Source organism: Novosphingobium resinovorum, assembly GCF_036352595.1.
GTDB lineage: Bacteria > Pseudomonadota > Alphaproteobacteria > Sphingomonadales > Sphingomonadaceae > Novosphingobium > Novosphingobium resinovorum_B.
The window spans coordinates 111,993-137,128 of the sequence record NZ_JAZFAX010000013.1; the positions used below are offsets into that span (position 1 = coordinate 111,993).

Genomic DNA, 25,136 nt, shown 5'->3' on the forward strand with positions numbered 1-25,136 from the left:
TCTCATGTCCGACTCACCCTCGGGGTGGACATTCAGTAGAAAACAGTCATGAATGTTTTTCAAGAAGGATCGCGACCACCCGTGCCGACCGGACACGGGAACGCGGCATAGCGGGAGAGTGACCGAGATGAGCCGCATCTATGGCAGGATTTTCCAGATCGCCTACGTCGTCCCCGACCTTGACGAAGCGGTCGAGCACTGGACGAAATCGATGGGAGTCGGACCCTTCTACGACTTCCCGATTCCCCTTCCCTTCGAGGAACTCTCCGTCGCCGACAGCCCGGCACCACTGGACGAACCGATCTTCGGCGGCGTCTCGATCAGCTACAGCGGCGACACGATGATCGAACTGATCCAGCCCGGTACGGCGCCGTCCACCTATCGGGATTTCCTCGAAAGCGGCAAAAGCGGCGTGCATCACTACGGCACCTGGATCGATGACTACGAGGCCACGCTGGCACAGGCGCGGGCGGACGGCGTGCCCGTGCTGCTGGAAGGCCGCCTGCCGCTGTCGCGCTTCGCCTATCTCGATACTGCGCGCGACGGCCTCAGCCCTCTGATCGAAGTCATCGCGCCGCTGCCGCCGATGGTCGAACTGTTCGCCATGATCAAAGGCGCGGCGGCGGACAGGGGCGGCAGCGATCCGCGCCGATCCATCTAGCCCTCCCGCCAGGTCAGGCGATACGTCACCAGAAAGCCGTCGTGGTCGGACAGCACCGGGCCGGCGGGGCCGCCGTCGAACAGCGCCTCGACCCGGATCGGGGTGATCGCGACCTTGTCGCCGCCTTCGAAGAACTGGAGATCCTGGGTATCGACCCAGGGTTCGTCCCCGTCCCACGACATGCGCACGTCGCATCCCGATTGCGGCGCCATGCAGGCACGGTGGACCAGTTCCATCGGCTGGTAGCGGGTGAAGTTCTCCCATCGCCCCGCCGAATGGCGCATGTTGAAATCGCCGCCGAAGACGATCGGATAGCTGTCGTCGTGGTTGCGGTCGATGAAGGCCGATGCCTCCACCGCCTGGCGCGCATGGGCTTCCAGGTTGCGCGGCAGCGGAGCCTTCGACGCCCCGCGGGAGTTCATGTGGGTATCGAACAGGTCGATCGGCGCCGGCACGCCGGGGATCGAGATCCGCGCCAGCATGATGCCCTTGTTGGCCAGGCAGTCGATCCCGGCGCAGGACCGGCGGCCATAGGCCTCGTCCCGCGTGAACAGCACCGGATAGGACGAGGCGATCACCAGACCGCTGCCGGTCAGCTTCATGCCCAGTTCGCCGCGCCCGATCTTCGCGCGGCCGGGCAGCTTGTCGGTGAACAGCGTGGCGTGGCGCGTGGTGCGCCGGGGGCCATGGACGATCGCCGGGTAGCCGGTCGCCAGGATCGCCTTCTTGGCCGCGCCGCTGAACACTTCCTGGAACATGACGACGTCCGGCGCCTTGCAGGTGGCGCGCAAGGCCGCCAGATGCGCGCCGATCCGGTTCAGGTCGTCCGCCCTGCCGGAGCGCGCCGGCCAGCCGAGGCCTTCGACATTGTAGGTCAGCACCGAAAGCGTGGTGCTGCGGGTCACGCCATCCGGCGCCCGTTCGACCGTCGGGGCGAGCGCCTGCGCGGCCGGCATGTGGCGCAGCGGCGGCGCGGTGCCGCAGGCCGCCAGCAGGAAGATCGGCAAAAGGCTCAGTGCCGCCAGCACATGCCTTGGGTTCATCGCGTGAAAGCTCCGGAAAGTCTCTATCCTGCGCCTAATCGGTGGGCGAAGGCAAGGTCAGGATGACCAGCAGGCCGGGACCGTCGGTGCGGTCCTCGAGCCGGATAGAGCCGGCCAGCAGGCTCATAGCCTTGCTGGCAATCGACAGGCCGAGGCCCGAGCCCGAACTGGCCGAGGCGCCATGTTCGAAACGCCGCAGCAGCCTCTCGCGCTCCGCCGCCGGGACGCCGCTGCCCCGATCGCCGATGGTGACCACCAGCCGGTCCGAGGCGCGCATGATGGCGACGTCGAGACGCCCTCCCGCCCGGGCATGGCGAAGCGCGTTGCCGATCACCGCCGACAGAGCGATCTGCAGCAACGAGGGATCGCAGCGCCAACGCACGATGTGATCGGGGATCACCGAAAGCCCCATCGCGTCCTCCGGCAGGTCGACGAAGGCCTCGGCCAGCACTTCGGCAGCCAGCGCATGCACGTCCACCGAGCGCGCGGTGACGGCGGTGGCGTTGAGCCGGGCCAGCGTCAGCATGCCGTCGATCAGGGCATTGGCGCGATCGACCATGGCGACGAGGCGGTCGGCATCCTCGCCCAGACCCTGCGGCGCCAGCCGGCGCAGCACCTGCGCCTGCGCGCGGATCGCGGCGAGCGGCGTGCGCAATTCGTGCGCGACGTCGTCAGTGAAGGCCTGCTCCAGTTCGTAGGCCCCTTCGAGACGGGCAAACAGCTTGTTGAGCGCGACGATCAGCGGCTCGAGGTCGCGGGGCCATTCCTCGGGCAGCAGCGGCTCGAGGTCCGACAGCGAACGCGCGCCCAGCGTCGAGGCCAACCGCTCCACCTGCGACAGGCTCTTGCGCAGCGTCCACCACAGCACGACCATCGCCGCCGCCAGCAGCGCCAGCAGCGGCAGCGCGAGTTCGCCCAGCAGCCGCCCGATCGAGAATTCGAGCATCGCGCCGCTTTCGGCCACGACGATCAGCAGGCGGGTGTCGTGGCCGCGCATGCCGTAGCTGCGCCACTGTTCCCCCATCGCCGTGAAATCGTGCAGGCCAGGGCGGCGGGGTACCCGGTCGACCGGAGCGCCCCAGCCCGACCGCGCGATCAGCCGCCCCTGCCAGAACACCGCGAACATGCACGAATCGTAGGAGGCCTGGAACGCCTGCGTCTCCTGCGTCGAAAGCAGCGGATCGCCATCGGCGGCGACGACGCTGTCGTGCCGCACCAGCACTCCGGTCGCCACGTCATCCTGCGTCATCATGTAGAGCAGCCGGGCGGCATTGACGAGCTGGGCGTCGGAGGCGCGGCCGATCTCGCGCAGCGCGACCATGTAGAGCACGCTGCCGATCGCCAGCCCGGTCAGCGCCAGCAGCAGCAGCACGCGGCGGTAGAGCTGGACCGAAAGCGAAGGCCGCCTCACCGGGCCTGCCCTCCGACCATGTAGCCCAGCCCGCGCTCGGTGCGGATGAAATCGCGCCCGAACTTGCGGCGCAGGGCCGAGATGGCGACTTCGACGGTGTTCGATTCGGCCCAGTGGTCGTGGTCGTAAAGCTCGGCCTCGAGGTCCGCCTTGGACACGAAGCGGCGGCTGCGCCGCATCAGCAGCGCAAGGACGCGGAACTCCTTGGCGGTGAGCGGCACGTCCTGCCCGTCCAGGGTGACGACGTGGCCGGTAAAATCCAGCGCCACCGGGCCGACGACGATGCTGTCGTCCGCCCGCCCGTCGCGGCGGCGCAACTGCGAGCGGATGCGCGCCGCCAGTTCCTCCAGATCGACCGGCTTGACCACGTAGTCGTCGGCCCCGGCATCGAGCCCGGCGACGCGCTGCTGGGTGCGGTCGAACGCGGTGACGACGATCACCGGCGTCGCATCGCGCGCCAATCGCAGCGCGCGCAGAACCTCCAGCCCCGACCCGTGCGGCAGGCCGAGATCGAGCAGGATCACGTCGTAATCGCCGCCGCGCGCCGCCGCCAGGACATCGTCGCCGCGGGTGAACAGGTCCACCGCATGGCCCTCCAGCTCAAGCGCGCGGCGGATCGCCGGGCCAAGGTCGCAGTCGTCTTCCGCAAGCAGCAGGCGGGGCAATGCAGGCGCTCCGAACAGGACCGGGGGAAGGGCGAGCGTTGGAATTACGCCAGTTTCCGGGTCTTCGTCAAACCGCCCGAGCTTTCTTCGCGCCATCAGCTTCGCATCAGGTTCGGGGTCTAGGGGGCACGGTCCGGGGCGCCTGGAAGCACCCGGCATGCAGGGCGCGAAAAGCGCAGGACCATTGGCGACAAGACCTATGACGATACATTCGACACCGCGCGCGGCCGCGGTCTTCACACCCTTCGAGGCAGGCCCGGCCCGCAATCCCGGCGGCCCCGCGACGCGGCAGCGCGATCTGCTGGCCCCCTGCGTGGCGCTGGTCGGCTGCGACGGATCGGGCAAGTCCACGCTGGCGCGCGACCTGACCGCGCTGCTCGACCGCGAGGCGCCCACGCGCTCGATGTACCTCGGCCTCGGCACCGGCGACCTCGGGCGGCGCATCGGCCGCATCCCGCTCGTCGGCGGCATCGTCGAACGCTTCCTGACGAACAAGGCCGACAAGGCGCATGCCGCCCCCGACAAGCGGCTGCCGGGACTGGCGACGGCGCTGGCGATGTTCGGCTTCTCGCTGGCGCGCAAGCGGCGGTTCGACCGGGTTCTGGCGATGCGCCGCCACGGCGTCCGGGTCATCACCGATCGCTACCCGCAGGCCGAACTGGCCGGCGGCTTCGACGGCCCGGGCCTGTCGTGGACGCGGCACGGGTCGGCCGCGGTCGAGCGCCTCGCCGCGCGTGAGAGGCGGCTGTATCAGGACATGGCCGCTTATCGCCCCACCCTCGTCATCCGCCTCAATGTCACCGTCGAGACCGCGCTCGCGCGCAAGTCCGATCATACCCGGGCGCTGCTGGAGAAGAAGCTGGCGATCGTGCCGACCCTGCGGTTCGACGGCGCGCGCATCGTCGATGTCGATGCGACGCGCCCTTATCCCGAAGTGCTGGCGACCGTACTGGCGCTCGTCCAGGTCGAGGCACTGGCCGCATGAACGCCGCCTTCCCCGCCCCGCTGATCGCCGTCGTCGGCTGCGACGGCTCGGGCAAGTCGACCGTGACGGACGAGTTGCAATCCTGGCTGTCGCAGTCCCGGCCGACGATCACCTGCCATCTCGGCAAGCAGTCGGGCAACATCGGCCGCGTGCTCGCCCGCCTGCCGCTGCTGGGCGGGCGCATCGACAAGTCGATCCACGCCAAGGCACGCAAGGCCCAGGGCGAAGGCGGCCCCGGCCTGCTCGCGGCGCTGGTGATCTATGCCTTCGCGCTGCGCCGCATGCGGCGGTTCAACCGCATGACCCGGCTGCGCGCCGCCGGCCATGCGATCGTCGCCGATCGCTTCCCGCAAGTCGCGGTGCCCGGCCCGATGGACGGCCCCGGCCTTGCCGCCGCGCGGACGACCGGCCTCGTCGGCCTGCTCGCCGCCTCCGAACGGCGCATGTTCGAGGCGATGGCGGCGCAGGCACCCGACCTCGTGCTGCGACTCAACGTGCCGCTCGACGTGGCGGCGGCGCGCAAGCCCGACCATCGCTTCACCTCGCTCGCGCGCAAGGTCGCGGACGTGCCCCGGCTCAGCTTCGGGCCCGCGCCGATCGTCGATCTCGACGCCTGCGCCCCGCTGGACGATGTGATCGACCGCGCCAAGGCCGCGATCACCGAACTGCTCTCCTCGCGCACGGAGCCGAGGGCGGCATGATCGCGAGGCTTTCGATGAAGCGCTGGCTTTCGGACGGGGTGTTCCGCACCATCCTGCGCAACGCCTCCTACCTCGCCTCGGGCAAGCTCGGCGGCGCGGTACTGGGGCTTGTAGCGCTGGCCTGCGCGGGCCGGGGGATGAGCCCGGCGCTGTTCGGCACGCTGGTGCTGATCCACTCCTACGCCAACGGCGTCGGCGCCGTGGTCAAGTTCCAGACCTGGCAGTTCATCGTACGCTACGGCGCCCCGGCGCTCGAGCGCGGCGACATGGCCGCCTTGCGCGACGTCACCGGGTTCGCTTTCGGGCTGGACCTTGCCAGCGGCCTGATCGGCATGGCCGGCGGCATGATCCTGCTGCCATGGGCGGCGGAATGGTTCGGCATCGGTGCGCAGAACCTGAACCTGGCGCTGCTCTACTGCACGCTCATCCCGACGATGACCGCCGCGACCCCCACCGGCATCCTGCGCGTCTTCGACCGCTTCGACCAGATCGCCATGCAACAGCTCGTCTCGCCGCTGCTGCGCGCGGTGGGGGCGGTGATTTCCTACTTCGGCGGCTTCGGCTTCACCGGCTTCGTGCTCACCTGGTACGTCGCCGACCTTGGCGGCGACTTGTGCCTGTGGGCGATGTCGGTGCAGGAACTGCGCCGCCGCAAGGTGCGCGGCGCGCTGCGGCCGGGACTGTTCGGCCCCGCCCGCCGCCTCCACCGCGCCTGGGGCTTCGTGTGGACCACCAATGTCGCGCACTCGATCTGGGCGGCATGGGGCCCGGTCAGCAACCTCATCGTCGGCGCCCTGCTGAGCCCGGCCGCCGCCGGCCTGTTCAAGATCGCCGCGACCTTCTTCGATTCCGCCAGCAAGCCCGCCGAACTCATGTCACGCAGCTTCTATCCGGAGATCATGCGGCTCGACCCCAGCAGCCGCCATCCCTGGCAGCTGGCGGTGCGCAGCGCGCTGATTTCCGGCGCCATCGCCCTCGTCGTGCTGCTGGTCGTGACCATCGGCGGCGAGCCGGTGATCGACCTGGTATTCGGCAAGCGCTACGTCGAGGCCTACGACCTGCTGCAGTTGATGACCGCCTCGCTGGTCGTCGCCATGGCCGCCTTCCCGCTGGAATCGCTGCTCTACATGGCCGGACGCGAGCGTTCCGCGCTGGCGGCGGAAGGCACTGCGGCACTGGGATATGCCGTGTTGCTGGTCGCGCTAGTCCATCTCTTTGGCATCTGGGGCGCGGGGCTCGCCTACGTCGCGGGGGTCTGCCTCAAGACGCTGTTCATGCTGGTGCCCACGGTCCACGCCTATCGCGGCCGGCAGGGCCTGTCGCATGCCCCCGCGATCGGAGCGGCCGCATGACCGGGCGCTTCATCTATCCCCCACCGGTGCTCGATGCCTTGTTCGACGCGGTCGAAACCGACGACGTGGTCGATCCCGTGGTCAGCCTGCCCCGGCCGATCCCGGTCGCCTGCGAGGCGGGGATGATGCGCCGCTGCCTCGACTTGTGCGTGCAGTTCTGGCGAGAGGGCGCGATCCGCTCGGACTTGCGCGCACTGACCGCGACCCTGCTGCTGGCCGGCGACCTGCCGCAGGACGCGCGGCGGCGCTACAAGCTGATCCGCGCGCGCTACAAGCACTTGCGCTTCGCCCTGGTGCTCTACGGCTCGCACCACCGGGTGCCGCCGCTGTTCGGCGCCACCGTAGCGGTGATGGGGCATCTGCAGGACGCCTTCCGCAACCGCCGGCGCGCGGCCGTGCTCGGCTATGCGCTGCTGCTGCGGCTGCTGGTGGCATGGCCGGTGTGGCTGGCGGTGCGCCGCGAAGTGGACGGCGTGCGGCTCGACGACGCGCCGGGCTTCCTGCGCTACCGCGCGGCGGAGATGGGCCGTCTCGGCCAATGGCTGGCGCAGGCGCCGCCGACCGCGCACCGGTTCCACGCGATGCGCAAGATCGTCAGCCGGCAGGTGGCGTTCTACGACACCATGCGCACGCTCGAACCGGACGAGCGGATCTTGCGCATGTCGCGCTTCCTCGCCGCGATCAACGGACTGATGGGCAGCCTGCACGACGATCTCGTCGAAGGTGCCGTAGCCGGGCGGCGCGACTATCACCGCGACCCGGTGCCCCTGCCCGACGACATCCGCACCCGCCTCCATGCCCTGGCCGAGGCCTACCCGGTGAATTGACACTCCTTTACACGCAGGAGGCGGGCAGGTGTGCGACAAGCAGGCTCCTTCGCGGAGCACCTGCATGATCGACGCCAAGTTTGCTTCCCTGACGTCCGAATATCCGGCGCCGACGCGCCGCTATATGGCGGGCAAGCTGGTGTGGATCCTGGGCACGAATGCCGTGCTGTGGGGCATCCTGCTCGGCGCGGCCTGGATGATCGAGACGTCCTGAAGCCCGTCCTGTTCGGACTGATCCAACTCTGTACGAACGTCACGCGCCGGTCAGCGGCAGCCTCAGCGTGAAGGTGGTGCCCTCGACCGGCTCGCTGGCGCAATCGATCCGGCCGCGATGGCGCACCATCACGGTATGAACGAAGCTCAGGCCCAGTCCCGCGCCGCTGGTGCGGGGCCCCAACCCCACCGGACCGCGCCGGAAACGCTCGAAGATCGCGTCCCTGAGATCCGCGTCGATGCCGCGCCCCTGATCGGCGATCGCGCAGACGGCCCAGGCGGCCGCGGCGTCGTCGACCTCGCGCGAGAGGCTGCAGGTGATCGTCGTGCCCTCGCCGCTGTACTTGATCGCATTGCCGATCACATTGACCAGCGCCCGCGTCAGCAGCGAACGCTCGACGGTGACGAGCAGCCGCGCGTCGCCCCGGGTCGCGATGTCGATGGCCTTGGCCCGCGACTGCGGCCAGAGATCGTCGATCGCGTCCATCAGCATGTCGCCAAGATCGACCTCCTCCAGTGCATATTCGAGGTTCTCCGCGCGGGCGAGCTGGACAAAGCCGTCGGCCAGCTGCAGCGTTCGTTCCGCATAATGGCGGATCGCATCGGATTCCCTTGCCGCGATCCGGTCGGCCTGCGCGGTCTCCAGGACGGCGAGGATCGAAGCCTGCGGCGAGCGCATGTCATGCGTGAGCAGTTGCACCACGTCGTCGCGCTGGCGCTGGACCGCCTTCGCCTCGCTGATGTCGACGAAGCGGATCACCCACCCCACGCGCTCCCCACCGGTCGAAGTCTGCCCCGCCATGCCGACGAGAAAGAACCGCGCCTGGTCCAGCTGCGCCTCGCAGGTGACCGGCCCTTCGCCGGAAGGCGGGAACGGCACCGCGCCGCCGCTTCCGGTCAGGCGGAAATGCCGGAGCGCCGCCTGCGCGCTCGCGCCCTCGCCCAGGCTGCCCCCCAGGCCGTCCCCGAACGAGGCGAACAGCCGGCGCGCGGCCACGTTGGCGAGGAGCATCCGGCCCTCCAGATCGACCACCAGCGTCGCATCCGGCAACTGGTCGAGCCGGTCGGCGACGAAGTGGCGCATCTCGCGGTCGCGGGCGATCGCCGCGCGCAGCAGCGCGATAGTGTAGCCGACACCGCGCTCGGTGGGCTCGCCATGCGCCTGCGGGACCGGCGCCGGCTCGCCCTGGAGCCGCTCCAGCTGCGCGCGCATGAACCGCTCGATCACCGCCAGCTGCCGCCAGCCCCAGACCGGATAGGCGATCGCCAGCCCCGTGAGCGCGGCCGAGGGCGGCAACCAGATGCGAAAGACGGCCAGAGCCAGCACCGATGCGCCCAGCACCAGCCCGCCGCACAGCCCGAAACTGGCCAGTGCCGGCAGTCGCCGAACGGGACCAAGCGCGACCAGAAGCGCCCACAGCGGCACCAGCGCCAGCGCAAGGCAGGCGACGAGCCCCGCCCGGACCATCATCGCATCGCTGCGCAGTCCCTGCAGCAGATAGGCCTCGATCTCGAGCCCGGACATGACCCTTCCGGTCGGCGTCGCATAGCGGCTGCCGAGCCCCGACGCAGTCGCGCCGACGAGGACGATGCGGCCGCGCAGCAGCTCGGCGGGCACTTCCCCCGCCAGCACTGCCGCGGCGGAAACCTCGGGCCAGCGCCCGGCGCCGCCGCCGAACGGGATCAGCCTGCCGCGCGCAGGCGCCGCCGCGCCACCGGGAACCCCGCGCGCGAGCACGGTCATCAGATGTTCGCCTGCATCCCCATCCGGCGCCGTGCGCACGACGCCGTCGGAATCGGGCTCGATGGTGGCATAGCCAGTGCCGCGCGCGGCCTGGCGGAGGGGGGCGATCGGCAGCAGCGGCACCGGCGTGCCCGCCAGCTGCCCCGGCAGCGACGGCAGGAACACCGGGGCACCGGCTCCCATCGCCCGGCCGAGCGCCGCATCGTCGTTACCGTCGGTCGGGTCGGTGAAAAGGACGTCGTAGCCGATCGCCTTCGGCCGCCCGGCATTCAGCCGATCGACGAGCGCGGCATGCACCGCGCGGCTCCACGGCCAGCGGCCGAGCCGCTGCACGCTCTCGTCATCGATCTCGACCAGCAGGATCGACTGCGAGGCCGGCGCGGGCGTCAGTTGCAGCAGGTGATCGTAGATCACGTTGTCGAACCGCGCCATCGTGCGGTCCATGGTCATGACGGTGACGAGCAGGCTCGTCAGGATCGCGATCAGCCACCACTGGGTGCGAAGCCGGAGGTGCCGCTCCGGCCTCACCAGCCTCCCTCGACCCTCAGTTCGCTATAGGCGGTCCATTCGGACACGGCCTTGCCGTCGACGTCCCGGCTTATCATGATGCGCCAGCGATAGGCGCCACGCGGCAGGTCGATCACCGGCTGCGAGGTGACCGAAAGATCGGGCAGGTCCACGATCGGCCGGTTCTCGCGCCCGGCCCTGGCGAGCTGGAAGCGGAACCGCGTGGTGGGGGTCTGGGGCACGTCCCACCAGAACAGATACTGGCGGTAAGCCCCCGCCCAGCCCATCTCGATCCCCATGCGCAGGCGAACAAGCTGGCGTTCGAAGCGCTGGACCACCGGCTCGCCTTCCAGCCCGTTGCCGTCGATCGCGGTGGCGCGCACGAAGTAGGCGCCGTCGGGCAGCGAGGCGAACCCGGCTTCCGGCGCGGCCGAGGTCGTCTCGTCCAGTACCTGCAGGAACGCCGCGTCACTGCCGACCTGGACGTGGTAGGATCTGGCCCCCGCAACCGGATCGAAGGCGAAGCGCAGCCCCTCGCCCGACTGGACCGCGCCTGCATCGCGCAGGACCGGCGGCGGCAGCAGTTCGACCGGGGCAGGCAGCGCGCTCGTGGTGCCGTAGCCGGCGGGAAGCGCCTGCGCGCCGTGCTCCTCCCCCTCGAAGCCCACCTTGCCTTCGAGCACCTCGCTGGTCGCAACCCCCGTCTCGGCTTCGTAGCCCATCCGGAACTTGGTGCCGCGTACCGAGGTGATCGCGCGCGGGGTGGAAAAGCGGAAGTCGCTGAGCGGATCGGTCATCGGCGTCACCGTAGCGCTGGCGCCGCCGCGCTCGATGCCGAACAGGCGCTCGACATGGCTGTCCAGCACGACCCGGCGCAGCCGCTGCACGCGCACCGCCGACTGCGAGGGCAGCGCGATGCTGGTCGCATCGGGCAGGACCAGCGAGACGAACGACTTCTGCCCGGTCTCGATCAGCACGCCCTCGCCCACCGTCATGCCGACGGTGGCAGGCCGGCCATCGACCCGCACCGCGCCGCTGACGCTGTGGACGGCGGCGCGTACCGCCTCGTGGCGCAGCAGTTCGCGCGGGATCACCAGCACCATGCCCACCGGCAGCCGCAGCGGGTCGGCGACGCGGTTGAGGCGCTGGACGATGCGATAGGTATCGGGCCTGATGAGATAAGTCGCGGCAAGACGGAACAGGTTGTCGCCGGGCTTGACCACGTAACGCACATCGGGCCGTACATCGGCACTGGTGGCGGGACGCGTTCCAGCCGTGGCAGGGACCGGAGCCGGCGCCGGTGCCGCCGTGGCCGGGACCGCAGCGCCAAGGGCAAGCGCGGCGGCGAGGTTACGAGGCCAATGCTTCAAGTCGATATCCATAGGCATAGATCGGCACCAGCTTCACCCCGTTGTCCGGTCGCAGGTGCAGCTTGGTCCTGACATTGGAGATGTGCACGTCGAGCGTGCGGGTCGGCAGGTTGGGATTGCGACCCCAGACCGCCTCGAAGATGTAGGCGCGCGCCAGAGCCCGGTGCATGTTGCGGAACAGCAGCAGGGCCAGCGCGAATTCCTTTGCGGTGAGCGCGATCGGCGTGCCGGAAAGCTCGACGCTCTCAGCGCGGGTATCGAAGCAGTAGCAGCCATAGTTCTCGATCCCCGGCAGCGCCGCCGGATAGGCACGGCGGGCCAGCGCATTGACGCGCGCCTTCAGCACCGCCGGCGCCACCGGCTTGATGACGTAGTCGTCCGCTCCGGCCGAAAGCCCGGCGACGATGTCCTCCTCGGCCGAACGGCTGGTCAGCATCAGCGAGGGCGGCGACACATCGAGATTGGCGCGCGTCCAGGCCAGCACCTCGAGACCCGAAAGTCCGGGAACGTTCCAGTCGAGGATCAGCACGTCGTACGTCGCGCGGTGCAGGCCGCGGACGAGCAGCTGGCCATCGCCGAACACCTCGCAGCTATGCCCCGCCTCGGCAAGGGTCATCTCCACGAGCCCCGCCAGGGCCACATCGTCCTCGAGTATCGCTATGCGCACGGTCGCCCTTCTGCGCCCATCGGCGCGCTGCCCTTCCGCAATAGCAGCGCCGGCGCCGAATGCGAGACGCGCGCGGTACGCTTTGCAATCTTTTACAGGCCATGTCTCAAAGCCGAACGCTGCCCGATTTATCATTTCTTTACATGACAGTACGCGAAATCTGCGAATATGCGCCGGCTCTCGCGCTTGGGGGGCACCACTCCGGGGTCGCAAGTCGGCTCGAGATGGATGGGGAAGATCGTGGAACAGCTGTTCGGGTCCGCATCGCTGGCGACCTGCCTCGTCGGGCGCGACCAGCGCATCGCCAGGGCCAGCGAGCCCGCCGCCGCGATCTTCGGATTGCCCACGCTCGAAGGCCTCTCGGCGGGCGAATTGCTGCCGCTCTCGGAGCCGGTCATCCGGCGATGCTTCGAACTCGCCGCGCTCGGTGCCCCGTTGCCGACGCACGAATTCACCGCCCGGGGCCGCCGCTACGCGGCGACCTTCCATGCCACGCAGGACGCGGCTTGCGACGGCCTGCTCGTCGTCGCGCTGGACCTGAGCCGCCGCGCCCGGGTCGAGACGGTGCTGCGGCAGTCGCGGCGCCGGCTCATGGCCGCAACGCGCACCGATCACCTGACCGGCCTGCTCAACCGGCGCGGGCTGGAAGCGACGCTGCGGCACGAACTGCGGCGATCCCGGCGCAGGCAGGCGCCGCTGGCCCTGCTCATCATCGATATCGACTGGTTCAAGGCCTACAACGATGCGCTCGGCCATCCGGAAGGAGACCGCTGCCTGCGGCGCGTCGCGGACGCCCTGACCGGATGCCTGCGGCGCGCCGGCGATGCCGCGTGCCGTTTCGGGGGCGAGGAATTCGTAATTGTCCTGCCCGACACCGACGCCGCCGGCGCGGCCATAGTCGCGGCCAACTGCCGGCAGGCGATAGCGCGGCTGGCCATCGCCCACCCCGCCAGCCCGCTCGGCCGGCTCACCGCGAGCATCGGCATCGCCGCCGCAGAGGCGGGAGCGGTTCCCGCCGAGGCCGACGCCCTGTTCGTGGAAGCCGACGAGGCGCTCTATCGCGCGAAGCGCAACGGACGCAACCGCCACGATTTCGCCGACCGGAACTGACGCCGAGAGCCCGGGGCCTCGCCTTCGCGAAACTGATTCAACCTTATGTTTCTAAAATGTATTTCTGATACTGATCGGCATCCGAAGCTGTGACCAGCGATATAATTTTAGGCTTATTCTCATAGGATTTCGAGGTCGCTCGATAGACTCGCCGGGGTTTTGCTCCGAAGAGACCTCATCCGCAGCGGCCACCGCATTGAGAACCAAGGCCGAACGCGCTCGATATGAATCCTGGAGAGGATGCAAGCGCCTGTGCGACGGGCGCGGCAGGGCGAATCTTCCATAGGGCTCATCCGGCGCAGTCAAGCGGAACCACACGCTTGAACGGGATACTGAAATGGCCACCACAATCGGCGCCGTCGCCGATCCGCATATGCTTATTCTGCACCACACCGCCACGGGCTGCGTCCCGATGGCGCGTCAGGCCGCACGCGCGCTTCCGGGCTCGCTGCAAGGCCCATACATGAAGTGGATCGAGAGGACATGAACACTACCGACCCGCGCGCGATCATCGCGCGCGAACCCATGCATTCGCGGCAGGTGATCGCCATCGCCGTCGCCACCGCCCTCAACGCGCTCGACGGCTTCGACGTGCTGTCGATCAGCTTCGCCGCGCCCGGCATCGCCAAGGACTGGGGCATCGATCGCGCCGCCCTCGGCCTCGTGCTGTCGATGGAACTCATCGGCATGGGCATCGGCGCCTTCTTCCTGGGTGCCATGGCCGACCGCATCGGTCGCCGCCCGACCATCCTGGCCTGCCTCGTCATCATGGCGAGCGGCATGTTCCTCGCCTCGGTCGCGCCGGACGTGACGGTGCTCTCGGCATTCCGTCTGTTCACCGGCCTCGGCATCGGGGGCATGCTGGCGGCGACCAACGCCATTGTCGCGGAATGCTCGAACGCGCGCCGCCGCAACCTCTCGGTCGCGATCATGGCGGGCGGCTATCCGATGGGCGCGATCGTCGGCGGCATCATCGCCACGCTGGCGCTGGACGCCACCGGCCGCTGGCAGGCGGTGTTCGAATTCGGCGCGCTCATCACCGCGCTGTTCATCCCGCTGGTGCTGTGGCTGGTGCCCGAGACGATCGCCTTCCTGCTGCACAAGCGCCCCGCGGGCGCGCTCGACAAGATCAACCGCACGATGGTGCGCCAGGGCCGCGCGCCGCTGGCCGAACTGCCCCCGCGTGACGAGGCGCCGACGCGCTTCAGCTTCGGCGCCTTCTTCGCGCCGGGCATCGCCGGCGTCACGCTGCTGCTGATCCTCGCCTACTTCTCGCACATGATGACCTTCTACTTCCTGGTGAAGTGGATCCCCAAGATCGTCGTCGACATGGGCTTTCCGCCGGCTTCGGCGGGCGGCGTGCTGGTCTGGGCGAACGTCGGCGGCGCCAGCGGCTCGATCGTGCTGAGCCTGCTCACCCAGAAGATCGGCGTGCGCCCGCTGGTGATCGGCGCGATGATCTGCGGCGCGATCGGCGTGACGGTGTTCGGACAGGGCTTCACCACCCTCGCCAGCCTGTCGGTGATCGCCTGCATCGGCGGCTTCTTCACCAACGCCGCGACGGCCGGGCTCTATGCGGTGATCGCCCAGAGCTTCCCCGCCTCGCTGCGCGCGGGGGGAACCGGCCTCGTCATCGGCATCGGCCGCGCCGGCGCCGCGATGGGGCCGATCATGGCGGGCCTGCTCTTCGCAAGCGGCACTCCGCTGGCCGTCGTCGCCATCATCATGGGCTGCGGCACGCTGGTCGGCGGCATCGCGCTGAGCCTGGTGCGCTACCGCGAAAGCGCGATTGCCTGACCAAGGCCGCCTGACCCAATACCGGACGCGGCCGCAAAGACCGGCCGCGTCCTTCGAGAGAGGACTTGAATACCATGCCGACGAAGCTTTCGGGTCGCACCGCTCTGCTCGCCGCCACTGCCGCCATCGCGGCGCTTGCCGCCACGATCCCCGCCATCGCCGCCGCCCAGTCGGTCGCCCCTGACGACGACGCGAAGGATTCCTCCGGCGGTCCGCAGGCCTCGGCCTCGCCTCCGGGAATCCGCCCCGCCAAGTCGCAGGCCAAGCCGGCCGAAGCGATACCCGGCGGCCGCAAGGGCCCGCCCGGCATGCCCCAGTCGATCCGCTGGACCGAGGACTGGTCGAAGGTGCCCGCCGCCGACGCCCCCTTCATCGAGAAGATCCGCCACATTCCCCTCGACGTCGAGGATGACGTCTACCTCTCGATCGGCGGCGAGGCGCGCGTCTACTACACCAACTGGCATCACGCGAACCTGGGCCGCACCGCCAATGACAGCAACGACCCGGTGCAGAGCCGCCTGCGCCTGATCGGCGACCTGCATCTCGGGCAGAACCTGCGCGCCTACGTGGAACTGGGCGACAACCGCGAGTACGACGAGCAGTACGCCACCGCCCCCAACCGCGACAAGCTGGACGTCTACCAGGCGTTCCTCGACGTCACCGTGCCGCTGGGCGATGCCGGCAAGATCACCGTGCGCCCTGGCCGCTTCGAGATGCCGCTCGGCAACGGCAAGCTGGCGGGCGTGCGCGAGGGGCTGAACATGCGCTTCACCTACCAGGGCGTACGCGCGACCTACATCCTGCCGGGCAAGGTCTCGGTGGACGTGTTCGCCACCCGTCCGGTCGCCATCACCCCAGGCACTTTCGACGACGAGGGCGACAAGTCGAAGGTCTTCCACGGCGTCTATGTCAGCGCGCCCAACACCGTGGCGGGCTTCGGCACCGACCTCTACTGGTACGAGATGAAGCGCGAGACCGCCAACTTGCGCGAAGGCAGCGGCGCGGACGATCGCAGCACGTATGGCGCCCGCTTGTGGAAGCGCAATGCGCAGGTGGACTTCGACCTCGAGGGCGCGCTGCAGCGCGGCACTTTCGCCGACCAGGACATCCGCGCCTGGGGCGTGCTGTTCGAGGCAGGCTACACCTGGCCCGCACTGCCGATGAAGCCCCGCCTGGGCCTGCGCGCCAACGCCTTCAGCGGCGACGACGACCTTTCCGACGGCAAGGCCGGCACGTTCGTCGCCGCCTCGCCGCGCCTGCCGCTGTTCAGCGAGGCCGCGTTCTTCAACTTCTCGAACCTGATGGATCTCTACCCGTCGGTGACGCTGAAGCCGGTCAACAACCTGACGATCATGGCGGGGCCCGACTTCCTGTGGCGCCAGAGCAAGGCCGACGGCGTCTACATCGGCCCGACCGGTTCCTCGTTCGCGCCTTACGAAGGCTCGCGGTTCATCGGCACCGACCTGAACCTGGAAGCCTCGTGGCAGGCCACCTCGCGCCTCGCCTTCCGGCTGTTCGAGACGTATTTCAAGCCGGGTGACGACTTCGCCGAAGCCGGCGCGAAGAAGGGCAACTACTTCGGGATCATGTCGAACTACCGGTTCTGAGCCAAGATCGAAGGGGCGGGCATCACGGCGATGTCCGCCCCTTCGTTCCGCTCAGACCCGCTCGACCGCCAGCGCCAGCCCCATGCCGACGCCGACGCACAGCGTCGCGAGGCCGCGCCTGCCGCCGGTCTTCTCCAGCTGGTGCACCAGCGTCAGCACCAGCCGCGCACCCGACATGCCGAGCGGGTGGCCCAGCGCGATCGCGCCGCCGTTCGGGTTCACCTGCGGCGCATCATCGGCCAGACCCAGTTCGCGCATGACGGCAAGGCCCTGGCTGGCAAACGCCTCGTTCAGTTCGATCGCATCGAAGTCTCCGATCGTCAGCCCCAGCCGCGCCATCAGCTTGCGGGTAGCCGGAACCGGGCCGATGCCCATCACGCGCGGCTCCACCCCGGCCGAAGCCATGCCCAGGATGCGTGCGCGCGGGGTCAAGCCGTGGGCCTTCACCGCCGCCTCGCTGGCGACGATCAGCGCCGCCGCGCCGTCGTTGATGCCCGAGGCATTCCCCGCCGTCACCGTGCCGCCGGGCTCGAACAGCGGCTTGAGGCGGGCGAGCGTCTCAAGCGTGGTGCCGCGCCGCAAGTGTTCGTCCACCGAGACTTCCACCACGTCGCCGCTGCGGCGACCGGGGACCGGGGTGGCGACGATCTCCTCGGCGAAGAAGCCCGATTCCTGCGCCGCCGCCGCGCGATCCTGACTGCGCAGCGCGAAGGCGTCCTGATCGGCGCGCGCAATGCCGAAGTCCTTCGCCACGTTCTCGCCGGTGCGCGGCATCGTCTCGGTGCCGTAGAGCGCATCGAGCGCGGGGTTGACGAAGTGCCAGCCCATCGTCGTGTCCTCAAGCTTCTGGGCGCGGCCGAAGGCGCTGTCGGCCTTGCCCATCACGAAGGGCGCGCGGGTCATGCTCTCGACGCCGCCCGCGAAGGCCAGGTCCATCTCGCCCGCGATCACCGCCCGCGCCGCCGCGCCGACCGCTTCGAGGCCCGAGGCGCAGAGGCGATTGAGCGTCACGCCCGGCACCGTATGCGGCAGGCCCGCCAGCAGCAGGCTCATGCGCGCGACGTTGCGGTTGTCCTCGCCCGACTGGTTGGCGCAGCCGTAGAACACTTCCTCCACCGCCGCCGGATCGAGACCGGGATTGCGCGCCAGCAGCGCTTTCAGCGGAACCGCGCCCAGATCGTCGGCACGGATCGCGGCCAGACCGCCGCCGTAACGGCCGATAGGCGTGCGCACCGCGTCGCAGATATAGGCAGTTCCACTCATCGCTAGTCCTCGCTCGCTTTTTTCGCCGCTTAGCAAGCGGATGGGCGAGCGAGGGGCTTACGCGAGGCGCTCCGGGGGAATATCACAACCGGGAAAGAGGCCGCGCGCAGGCCGGCGGATTTGCCTCTCCCGGCGGCATCCCGACACTGCGCCCGGCCTGTCAGGCGCGGATCGTGAGGGTTTGCGCTACGGTCGCATAAAAGAGGATGTCCATGGCCCATCGCCCACGCTTCGTAGCGGCAATCGCCGCCGTCTCGCTCCTTGCCCTCGGCGCGGGCGGTCATGTCGGCGCGCAGGATGCGGATAGCGCGCAGAAGCCCGCCTCGGCCGCGACGCTGCGCTACTTCGAGGAGACCACCGCCGGCCTGCCGTGGAACGACAGGGAAGACTTCGACCTCGCCACGCGCGGCTTCGTCGCAGGCGTTCCCGGCGGCGAGATCAGGAAGCCCGACGGCAAGCGCATCCGCGACCTGAAGGAACTCGACATCTTCAAGGGCAAGCGCCCGGATACCGTGAACCCCAGCCTCTGGCGCAATGCGCAGCTGCTCTCGCAGTCGGGGCTCTTCAAGGTGACCGACCGCGTCTATCAGGTGCGCGGGATCGAGCTGGCGAACCTGACGGTCGTGCTCGGCAAGACCGGCTACATCGTCATCGATACCCTGACCACGGTGGAGAGCGCCAGGGCGGCGATGGACCTCGTCCGCGCGAAGCTGGGCGACAAACCGGTCATGGGCGTGATCTACACCCATTCGCATATCGACCACTTCGGCGGCGCGGCGGGCGTCATCAGCCCGGAGGAGGTCGCCGCGCGCAAGGTGCCGATCGTGGCGCCCGGCGGGTTCCTCAAGGAAGCGATATCGGAGAACGTGATCGCCGGCCCCGCCATGAGCCGCCGCGCGATCTATGCCTTCGGCCACCTCATCGGCACCGGCCCGAAGGCCGACATCAGCGACGGCATCGGCCCGGCCTTCAACCGCCTCGGCAATGCGACCGGCGCGGTGCAGATGCTGCCGCCGACGCATGAAGTCACGAAGACCGGCGAGACGATGACCATCGACGGCGTAACCCTAGAATTCCAGTACATGCCCGATACCGAGGCGCCCGCCGAAATGGCGATCTACATGCCGCAGCTGCGCGTGCTCGACATGGCCGAGAACGCCAACTCCTCGCTGCACAACATCCTGACCCTGCGCGGCGCGCAAGTGCGCGATGCGAAGGCCTGGGCGGACGATCTTACGAAGTCGATCGCGCTTTACGGCGACCGGACGGACACGCTGATCACCTCGCACTTCTGGCCGCACTGGGGCAATGCGAAGATCCTCGACTACCTCGGCGCGCACCGGGACATGTACAAGTACCTGCACGACCAATCGGTCCGCATGATGAACGAAGGGATGACCGGCGAGGAGATCGCCGAGAACCTCAAGCTGCCGAAGCCGCTGGCCGACCGCTGGTTCAATCAGGGCTACTACGGTACGCTGAGCCATGACGCCAAGGCGGTCTACCAGCGCTATCTCGGCTGGTACGACGGCAACCCGGCGAACCTCAACCCGCTGCCGCCCGAGGCCGTGGCGACCAAGTACGTCGAGGCGATGGGCGGACCGGAAGCGGTGCTGGCGCTGGGCCAAAAGGCGGTTGCCTCGGGCGATTACCGATGGGCCTCGGAACTGCTCTCGCGCCTAGTCTTCGCGCAGCCGGACAACCACGCAGCCAAGCTGGCGCTGGCCGACAGCCTCGAACAGCAGGGCTATCAGGCGACCAGCTCGATGTGGCGCAATGCCTTCCTCACCGGTGCGAAGGAATTGCGCGAGGGCGTGAAGACCGGTGGCTTCGATTCGGTCGCGGGCGCGATCCCGGCGATGCCGCTCTCGGACATCCTCGACCTGCTGGCGGTGCGCCTCGTTCCCGAGCGGGCACTGGCGGCGCCGATGGCCTTCGACCTCGTGCTGGACGGCACGGCGGAGCACGTGGAAATCCGCAACGGCGTGCTGATCCACCAGCCGGTAGGCAAGGCTTCCGCGCAGAAGCTGCAACTGACCCGCGCGCAGCTCGTCGCGGCGATCACGAAGAAGCCGCAGGAAAGCGCCCTGCCCGCCGATACCGCGCAGCGCCTGAGCGCCTTCCTCGCGCTGGTGGAGGCGCCCAAGGGCACGTTCGGGCTGGTGACGCCGACGCCCTGAAGCACACCCCTCGTCATTGCGAGCGAAGCGAAGCAATCCAGGGCGATTTACGCGGCCCTGGATTGCTTCGCTTCGCTCGCAATGACGAAAGGGGGGAGGACACCATCATATCCGTGAATATGGCCCGGCCAGTGCGCCGGGCCTCCCCGCCCGAAGGGCGACGGGCCTAAGCCTCGTCCATGACCATCACCGTAACCCGTGACGGCGCCGTCGCCGTCGTCGCCTTCGACCGGCCCGCCGCGAAGAACGCCTTCACCATGGCGATGCGCGGGGAGTTCATCGCCGCCTTCGCCGATCTCGAAGCCGACCCCGGCGTGCGCGCGGTGGTGCTGACCGGCACCGGCGGCGCATTCTGCTCGGGCGCGGACATCGGCGAGATGGGCGAGACCACCCCCGACGACTTCCTGCGCCGCATGCGCCAGCTTCACGCCATGGCCCGCGCCGTCGCCCGCTTCCCTGCACCCGTCATCGCGGCGGTGGACGGGGTGTGCATCGGCGCGGCGTGGGGCTTCGCCCTCGCCAGCGACATCGTGCTCGCCAGCGATCGGGTGCGCTTCGCCGCCACCTTCCGCCGCATCGGCTACGCCCCCGACGCCGGGCTTGCCTGGCATTTCCTGCGCACCATCAACCCGATGCGCGCGAAGGAGATCGTCTATTCCGGCCGCGAGGTCCACGCGCCCGAAGCACTCGAACTCGGCCTCGCGATGGAAGTGCTCGCCCCCGAGGCGCTGCTGCCGCGCGCGATGGAGCTGGCGCGGATGATCGCGGACGGCCCGGCCACCGCGCTCCACCTCGCCAGGCGCCAGTTCGCCGCCGCGCCCGCGATGAGCCTCGACGCCTTCCTCGACTTCGAGGCCACGATGCAGCCGCTGCTCGGCCAGACCCGCGACCACCGCGATGCCGTCGCCGCCTTCCGCGACAAGCGCGCGCCCACTTTCAACGCCGGCTGACCGCCCGCGTATCCCTCTTCCATGGAGCCCACAATGATCCGTACCGAACAGACCGGCCCGATCCTGACGATCACTCTCGACAATGCCCCGGTCAACGCGCTGGGCGCCGCGTTGCGCAGCGGGCTGGCCAAGGCCATCGCCAGGGTCGCCGACGACATCTCCGTCGGCGCCATCATCGTCACCGGCAGCGGCAAGCTGTTCAGCGCAGGCGCGGACATTTCCGAATTCGGCAAGCCGCTCGCCGATCCGCAACTGCCCGACGTCCTCGCCGCGATCGAGGCCTGCCCCAAGCCGGTGATCGCCGCCATCAACGGCACCGCGCTCGGCGGCGGGCTCGAAGTCGCGCTCGCCTGCCACTACCGCGTCGCACTGGCCTCGGCCAAGCTCGGCCTGCCCGAAGTGAAGCTCGGCATCCTGCCCGGCGCAGGCGGAACGCAGCGCCTGCCGCGTCTCGTCGGCGTCGAGGCGGCGCTGAAGATGATCGTCTCGGGCGATCCGGTGTCCGCCACCAAGGCGCTCGCCAGCGGCCTCGTCGACAAGGTCGTCGAGAAGGCCGAAGACCTGCGCGCCGCTGCCGCCAGCTTCGCCGACAGTCCTGCCCGCCCGACCGGCGAGCGCGCTGTTTCTGGCGACGCCGCCGCTGCAGATGCCTTCGCCGCCGCCAACCCGCGCCTGTTCAAGGGCTTCACCGCACCCACCGCCTGCGTCGAGGCGGTGAAGGCCGCCGCTACCCTTCCAATCGCGGAAGGCATGGCGGTGGAGCGCCGCCTGTTCCTCGAACTCGTCACGGGTGAGCAGTCCAAGGCCCTGCGCCACGCCTTCTTCGCCGAGCGCGCCGCCGCCAAGCTGGACGATCTCCCCAAGGACATCGCCCGGCGTGACATCGCGCGCGTCGGCATCATCGGCGCGGGCACGATGGGCGGCGGCATCGCCATGAACTTCCTCTCGGCGGGCCTGCCGGTCACCATGGTCGAGACCAATGCCGAGGCGCTGGAACGCGGTGCCGCGCTGATCCGCAGCAACTACGAAGCCACCGCCGCCAAAGGCCGCCTCACCACCGATCAGGTCGAGGTCGCGATGGCGCTCCTTACGCCCACGCTCGAATTCGGCGTGCTGGGCGAATGCGACCTCGTGATCGAGGCGGTCTACGAGAACATGGACGTCAAGAAGCAGGTCTTCGGCCGCCTCGACGCGGTGGCCAAGCCCGGCGCGATCCTAGCGTCGAACACCTCGTACCTCGACGTGGACGCGATCGCCGCCTGCACCTCGCGGCCCGAGGACGTGCTGGGCATGCACTTCTTCTCGCCCGCCAACGTCATGAAGCTGGTCGAGGTCGTGCGCGGCGCGAAGACCGCGCCCGACGTGCTCGCCACGGTGATGGCGCTCGGCCAGAAGGTCGGCAAGGTGCCGGTGGTCGCGGGCGTGTGCTACGGCTTCATCGGCAACCGCATGCTGATCCCGCGCCAGGACAACGCCCTCGCCCTCGTCATGGAAGGCGCCAGCCCCGAGCAGGTGGACAAGGTCCACACCGACTTCGGCATGCCGATGGGTCCGTTCCAGATGACCGACCTCGCGGGCGTGGACATCGGCTGGCACCGCGACGAAACGCGCATCGACAACCTCAAGGACGCATTGTGCGCGCAGGGCCGCTGGGGCCAGAAGACGAAGGCGGGCTTCTACGACTACGACGCAAACCGCAAGCGCAGCACCTCCCCCGTCGTCGCCGCGCTGATCGAGGAGTTCCGGGCGCGTGAAGGCATCACCCCCCGCGCCATCTCGGACGAGGAGATCGTCGCGCGCACGCTCTACACGATGGTCAACGAAGGCGCGCTGATCCTGGAGGAAGGCATCGCCCAGCGTTCGTCCGACATCGACGTGGTATGGCTCTACGGCTATGGCTGGCCGCGCTGGACCGGCGGCCCGATGTTCTGGGGCGAACGCGAAGGCTTCGCCAAGATCGTCGCCGGACTGGAGCACTACATGGACCGAATGCCCGAAGGTTTCGCCATCGCCCCGCTGTTGCGCGCGCGCCAGGCCGAGCCGGTCGCATGACGGGCAGCTTCGCCTTCTCCTACGGCCCGCGCCTCGTCAGCGGCGCGGGCAGCGCGGATCGCATCGCCGAGCTGTTGCCGGAAGGCGCGGTGTTGTTCGTCACCGATGCGATGATCGTGAAGCTCGGCCTTGCCGGGAGCGCGCTGGCGGCGCTGGCCGCCTCGGGCCGGGACGTGACGATCTTCTCCGAAGTCGAGGCCGATCCCTCGCGCGCCACGCTGGAGGCCGTGGTCGCGCGCGGCCGCGAATGCGGCGCGGCAAGCGTCGTCGGCTTCGGCGGCGGCAGCCCGATGGACGTCGCCAAGCTGGCCGCCTACCTGCTCGGCTCGGGCGACGATCTCGACGCGATCTGGGGCGTCGGCAACGCCAAGGCCAAGGGCCTGCCGCTGGTGCTGGTGCCGACCACGGCGGGCACCGGATCGGAAGCCACCCCCGTCTCGATCATCACGCTTCCCGGTGACGAGAAGCGCGGCGTGTCCTCGGCCGCGCTGGTGGCGGGGCATGCGGTGCTCGACCCGGCGCTGACGCTCGGCCTGCCGCGCCCCGTCACCGCCGCCACCGGCATGGACGCGATGGTCCACGCGATCGAGGCCTATACCTCGGCGCACCTCAAGAACCCGATGTCCGACCTGCTCGCCCGCGAGGCACTGCGCCTGCTCGCCGCCAACCTGCTGTCCGCCTGCGAGGAACCGGGTAACATGGCCGCGCGCGAGGCGATGCTGCTGGGCGCGCATCTGGCGGGGGTGGCGTTCTCTAACGCCCCGGTCGCAGGGGTCCACGCCCTCGCCTATCCGCTCGGCGGGCGCTTCCATGTGCCGCACGGCCTTTCGAACGTGCTGATGCTGCCGCATGTGCTGGGCTTCAACATGAGCGCGGCGATGCCGCTCTATGCCGAGCTTGGCCCGCTGGTCGATCCGGCGCTGGAGGGCCTCGGCCAGCAGGCGCAGGCACAGGGCCTGCTCGAAGCCCTGCGCGACATGGCCGCGAAGGCCGGGATGCCCGCGCAATTGGCCGCCGTGGGCGTGAGCGCCGACGACCTCGACCAGCTCGCCGCCGACGCGATGCTGCAGGAACGCCTGCTGAAGAACAACCCGCGCCCGATCACGCTGGATGACGCGCGCAAACTCTACGAGGCCGCCCTTTGAGCCGCGAACCCCTGCGCCCGCGCGGCGACTACCGCCACTTCACCCCGATCGGCACCCGCTGGCACGACAACGACGTCTATGGCCACGTCAACAACGTGGTCTACTATTCGTGGTTCGACACGGCGGTGAACTCGTGGCTGATCGAGGTCGGCCTGCTCGACATTGAGAACGGCAACCCCATCGGCCTCGTGGTGGAAACCGGCTGCCGCTACGCCGCCTCGGTGGAGTTCCCGCAGAAGGTCGAAGTCGGCCTGAAAGTGGCGCGCCTCGGTTCGAGCAGCGTGACCTACCACCTCGGCATCTTCGTCGAGGGGGCACAGGAACCGGCGGCGGAAGGCCACTTCACCCACGTCTATGTCGACCGCGACAGCCGCCGTCCGACACCGCTGCCCGAAGCGTGGCGGGCGGTGCTGGAGGGGATTGGCTGAGGTTTGGTGGGGGCGTTACGGCGCCACGAATGCCTGCGATGTTGCGTCAAGAATCGCCCCATGGCGGTCGTAATTTTACTTAGAAGATTGTTGCTGACTAAATCGCCATTTCCGTAAAACCTGAACGGCGGCGAGTAGAACTAATCCTCCGCCCATCAAAAGCCAGATCATTCCCCAGCCTTGGAGCACGTCGGTTTCCAGCGACTTTTTCCAAACTAAGCCTATGCCCATCAATGCCGCCAAGCCCAGTTTTCCATAGGTGATCTTTGAGAACGCGAGCGCGCGTGCTTCGCTTTTAATCAAAGCATCGCGCTTTGGCGTCCGCCCCCGAAGCTGGAGACCCGCAAAAACCGGGTAATTTCTGGCGAAGCGGGCTGGTTTGATGACGTCGAGGCTTCGGGGCGCACCAAGGGCATCGTTCGGACCAATTTCCATCATGCCCGGCGTTGATTTCGCCG

Annotated in this window: 23 protein-coding genes; 15 read left to right on the plus strand and 8 right to left on the minus strand. The window is 69.0% G+C overall.

What is annotated here, in order from left to right; all coding sequences use genetic code 11:
- Positions 1–127: 127 nt before the first annotated feature.
- The gene (locus V2S85_RS14175; RefSeq protein ID WP_330703488.1) at positions 128–661 is read left to right on the plus strand and encodes a VOC family protein; all 534 of its coding nucleotides are present in this window, start codon (positions 128–130) and stop codon (positions 659–661) included.
- On the opposite strand, the gene V2S85_RS14180 is transcribed toward V2S85_RS14175, so the two are convergent.
- The 3 genes from V2S85_RS14180 to V2S85_RS14190 are packed head-to-tail and all read right to left on the minus strand — an operon-like array spanning position 658 to position 3,780.
- On the minus strand, positions 658–1,704 hold the full coding sequence (locus V2S85_RS14180) for an endonuclease/exonuclease/phosphatase family protein (RefSeq protein WP_330703489.1): 1,047 nt from the start codon (positions 1,702–1,704) through the stop codon (positions 658–660). The two genes, V2S85_RS14175 and V2S85_RS14180, sit on opposite strands and share 4 nt — an antisense overlap.
- A gap of 34 nt (positions 1,705–1,738) precedes the next feature.
- Positions 1,739–3,115 (minus strand): HAMP domain-containing sensor histidine kinase, encoded by a 1,377-nt coding sequence (locus V2S85_RS14185; RefSeq protein ID WP_330703490.1) that lies wholly within the window; start codon positions 3,113–3,115, stop codon positions 1,739–1,741.
- Positions 3,112–3,780, minus strand: a complete 669-nt coding sequence (locus V2S85_RS14190) for a response regulator transcription factor (RefSeq protein WP_330703491.1) — start codon at positions 3,778–3,780, stop codon at positions 3,112–3,114. Before V2S85_RS14190 ends, V2S85_RS14185 begins: the two co-directional genes overlap by 4 nt.
- A gap of 199 nt (positions 3,781–3,979) precedes the next feature.
- Here V2S85_RS14190 and V2S85_RS14195 point away from each other — a divergent pair, with 199 nt between their 5' ends.
- From V2S85_RS14195 to V2S85_RS14215, 5 genes are all read left to right on the plus strand, one after another.
- On the plus strand, positions 3,980–4,765 hold the full coding sequence (locus V2S85_RS14195) for a hypothetical protein (RefSeq protein ID WP_330703492.1): 786 nt from the start codon (positions 3,980–3,982) through the stop codon (positions 4,763–4,765).
- Entirely contained in the window at positions 4,762–5,466 is a 705-nt protein-coding gene (locus V2S85_RS14200) for a nucleoside triphosphate hydrolase (RefSeq protein WP_330703493.1), read from the plus strand. The genes V2S85_RS14195 and V2S85_RS14200 overlap by 4 nt, the downstream gene beginning before the upstream one ends.
- Entirely contained in the window at positions 5,463–6,818 is a 1,356-nt protein-coding gene (locus V2S85_RS14205) for a lipopolysaccharide biosynthesis protein (RefSeq protein ID WP_330703494.1), read from the plus strand. Before V2S85_RS14200 ends, V2S85_RS14205 begins: the two co-directional genes overlap by 4 nt.
- Positions 6,815–7,645, plus strand: a complete 831-nt coding sequence (locus tag V2S85_RS14210) for a hypothetical protein (protein WP_330703495.1) — start codon at positions 6,815–6,817, stop codon at positions 7,643–7,645. Before V2S85_RS14205 ends, V2S85_RS14210 begins: the two co-directional genes overlap by 4 nt.
- A gap of 64 nt (positions 7,646–7,709) precedes the next feature.
- Positions 7,710–7,859, plus strand: a complete 150-nt coding sequence (locus V2S85_RS14215; RefSeq protein ID WP_330703496.1) for a hypothetical protein — start codon at positions 7,710–7,712, stop codon at positions 7,857–7,859.
- A 39-nt stretch (positions 7,860–7,898) separates the two neighbouring features.
- Here the strand turns inward: V2S85_RS14215 and V2S85_RS14220 are convergent, their stop codons facing one another.
- From V2S85_RS14220 to V2S85_RS14230, 3 genes are read right to left on the minus strand one after another with little or no spacing between them, the layout of a single operon-like run.
- On the minus strand, positions 7,899–10,130 hold the full coding sequence (locus V2S85_RS14220; RefSeq protein ID WP_330703497.1) for a CHASE2 domain-containing protein: 2,232 nt from the start codon (positions 10,128–10,130) through the stop codon (positions 7,899–7,901).
- The gene (locus V2S85_RS14225) at positions 10,127–11,479 is read right to left on the minus strand and encodes a FecR domain-containing protein (protein ID WP_330703498.1); all 1,353 of its coding nucleotides are present in this window, start codon (positions 11,477–11,479) and stop codon (positions 10,127–10,129) included. Before V2S85_RS14225 ends, V2S85_RS14220 begins: the two co-directional genes overlap by 4 nt.
- A complete protein-coding gene (locus V2S85_RS14230; protein WP_330703499.1) occupies positions 11,460–12,146 on the minus strand; it encodes a response regulator transcription factor in 687 nt (228 codons plus the stop codon). Before V2S85_RS14230 ends, V2S85_RS14225 begins: the two co-directional genes overlap by 20 nt.
- A 240-nt stretch (positions 12,147–12,386) precedes the next feature.
- Between V2S85_RS14230 and V2S85_RS14235 the strand changes: the two genes are divergently transcribed.
- From V2S85_RS14235 to V2S85_RS14250, 4 genes are all read left to right on the plus strand, one after another.
- Positions 12,387–13,256: a diguanylate cyclase gene (locus V2S85_RS14235; protein WP_330703500.1), complete on the plus strand. Its 870-nt coding sequence runs from the start codon at positions 12,387–12,389 to the stop codon at positions 13,254–13,256.
- Between the two features lie 337 nt (positions 13,257–13,593).
- Positions 13,594–13,743: a hypothetical protein gene (locus V2S85_RS14240; protein WP_330703501.1), complete on the plus strand. Its 150-nt coding sequence runs from the start codon at positions 13,594–13,596 to the stop codon at positions 13,741–13,743.
- Positions 13,740–15,053 carry an MFS transporter gene (locus V2S85_RS14245; RefSeq protein ID WP_330703502.1) on the plus strand — a complete coding sequence of 438 codons (1,314 nt, stop codon included), beginning with the start codon at positions 13,740–13,742 and terminating at the stop codon, positions 15,051–15,053. The genes V2S85_RS14240 and V2S85_RS14245 overlap by 4 nt, the downstream gene beginning before the upstream one ends.
- A 74-nt stretch (positions 15,054–15,127) precedes the next feature.
- Positions 15,128–16,660 (plus strand): alginate export family protein, encoded by a 1,533-nt coding sequence (locus V2S85_RS14250; protein WP_330703503.1) that lies wholly within the window; start codon positions 15,128–15,130, stop codon positions 16,658–16,660.
- Between the two features lie 51 nt (positions 16,661–16,711).
- On the opposite strand, the gene pcaF is transcribed toward V2S85_RS14250, so the two are convergent.
- Positions 16,712–17,923, minus strand: a complete 1,212-nt coding sequence (gene pcaF, locus V2S85_RS14255) for a 3-oxoadipyl-CoA thiolase (RefSeq protein ID WP_330703504.1) — start codon at positions 17,921–17,923, stop codon at positions 16,712–16,714.
- 212 nt (positions 17,924–18,135) lie between these two features.
- Between pcaF and V2S85_RS14260 the strand changes: the two genes are divergently transcribed.
- The 5 genes from V2S85_RS14260 (at position 18,136) to V2S85_RS14280 (ending at position 24,678) form a co-directional block, all read left to right on the plus strand.
- Positions 18,136–20,103 carry an alkyl/aryl-sulfatase gene (locus tag V2S85_RS14260; protein WP_330703505.1) on the plus strand — a complete coding sequence of 656 codons (1,968 nt, stop codon included), beginning with the start codon at positions 18,136–18,138 and terminating at the stop codon, positions 20,101–20,103.
- Between the two features lie 179 nt (positions 20,104–20,282).
- On the plus strand, positions 20,283–21,053 hold the full coding sequence (locus V2S85_RS14265) for an enoyl-CoA hydratase/isomerase family protein (RefSeq protein ID WP_330703506.1): 771 nt from the start codon (positions 20,283–20,285) through the stop codon (positions 21,051–21,053).
- Positions 21,054–21,086: 33 nt separating this feature from the next.
- On the plus strand, positions 21,087–23,105 hold the full coding sequence (locus V2S85_RS14270) for a 3-hydroxyacyl-CoA dehydrogenase NAD-binding domain-containing protein (RefSeq protein ID WP_330703507.1): 2,019 nt from the start codon (positions 21,087–21,089) through the stop codon (positions 23,103–23,105).
- A complete protein-coding gene (locus tag V2S85_RS14275) occupies positions 23,102–24,250 on the plus strand; it encodes an iron-containing alcohol dehydrogenase (RefSeq protein WP_330703508.1) in 1,149 nt (382 codons plus the stop codon). Before V2S85_RS14270 ends, V2S85_RS14275 begins: the two co-directional genes overlap by 4 nt.
- Positions 24,247–24,678, plus strand: a complete 432-nt coding sequence (locus tag V2S85_RS14280; protein ID WP_330703509.1) for a thioesterase family protein — start codon at positions 24,247–24,249, stop codon at positions 24,676–24,678. The genes V2S85_RS14275 and V2S85_RS14280 overlap by 4 nt, the downstream gene beginning before the upstream one ends.
- 75 nt (positions 24,679–24,753) lie before the next feature.
- On the opposite strand, the gene V2S85_RS14285 is transcribed toward V2S85_RS14280, so the two are convergent.
- Positions 24,754–25,136 (minus strand): hypothetical protein (locus V2S85_RS14285; RefSeq protein ID WP_330703510.1); only part of this gene is annotated, 383 nt, incomplete at its 5' end.

Coding starts and splice junctions, on each gene's coding strand:
- V2S85_RS14265 (WP_330703506.1), top strand. CDS start 20,283: ATGACCATCACCGTAACCCGTGACGGCGCCGTCGCCGTCGTCGCCTTC.
- V2S85_RS14210 (WP_330703495.1), top strand. CDS start 6,815: ATGACCGGGCGCTTCATCTATCCCCCACCGGTGCTCGATGCCTTGTTC.
- V2S85_RS14250 (WP_330703503.1), top strand. CDS start 15,128: ATGCCGACGAAGCTTTCGGGTCGCACCGCTCTGCTCGCCGCCACTGCC.
- V2S85_RS14275 (WP_330703508.1), top strand. CDS start 23,102: ATGACGGGCAGCTTCGCCTTCTCCTACGGCCCGCGCCTCGTCAGCGGC.
- V2S85_RS14205 (WP_330703494.1), top strand. CDS start 5,463: ATGATCGCGAGGCTTTCGATGAAGCGCTGGCTTTCGGACGGGGTGTTC.
- V2S85_RS14180 (WP_330703489.1), bottom strand. CDS start 1,704: ATGAACCCAAGGCATGTGCTGGCGGCACTGAGCCTTTTGCCGATCTTC.
- V2S85_RS14270 (WP_330703507.1), top strand. CDS start 21,087: ATGATCCGTACCGAACAGACCGGCCCGATCCTGACGATCACTCTCGAC.
- V2S85_RS14200 (WP_330703493.1), top strand. CDS start 4,762: ATGAACGCCGCCTTCCCCGCCCCGCTGATCGCCGTCGTCGGCTGCGAC.
- V2S85_RS14245 (WP_330703502.1), top strand. CDS start 13,740: ATGAACACTACCGACCCGCGCGCGATCATCGCGCGCGAACCCATGCAT.
- V2S85_RS14215 (WP_330703496.1), top strand. CDS start 7,710: ATGATCGACGCCAAGTTTGCTTCCCTGACGTCCGAATATCCGGCGCCG.
- pcaF (WP_330703504.1), bottom strand. CDS start 17,923: ATGAGTGGAACTGCCTATATCTGCGACGCGGTGCGCACGCCTATCGGC.
- V2S85_RS14260 (WP_330703505.1), top strand. CDS start 18,136: ATGGCCCATCGCCCACGCTTCGTAGCGGCAATCGCCGCCGTCTCGCTC.
- V2S85_RS14175 (WP_330703488.1), top strand. CDS start 128: ATGAGCCGCATCTATGGCAGGATTTTCCAGATCGCCTACGTCGTCCCC.
- V2S85_RS14195 (WP_330703492.1), top strand. CDS start 3,980: ATGACGATACATTCGACACCGCGCGCGGCCGCGGTCTTCACACCCTTC.
- V2S85_RS14240 (WP_330703501.1), top strand. CDS start 13,594: ATGGCCACCACAATCGGCGCCGTCGCCGATCCGCATATGCTTATTCTG.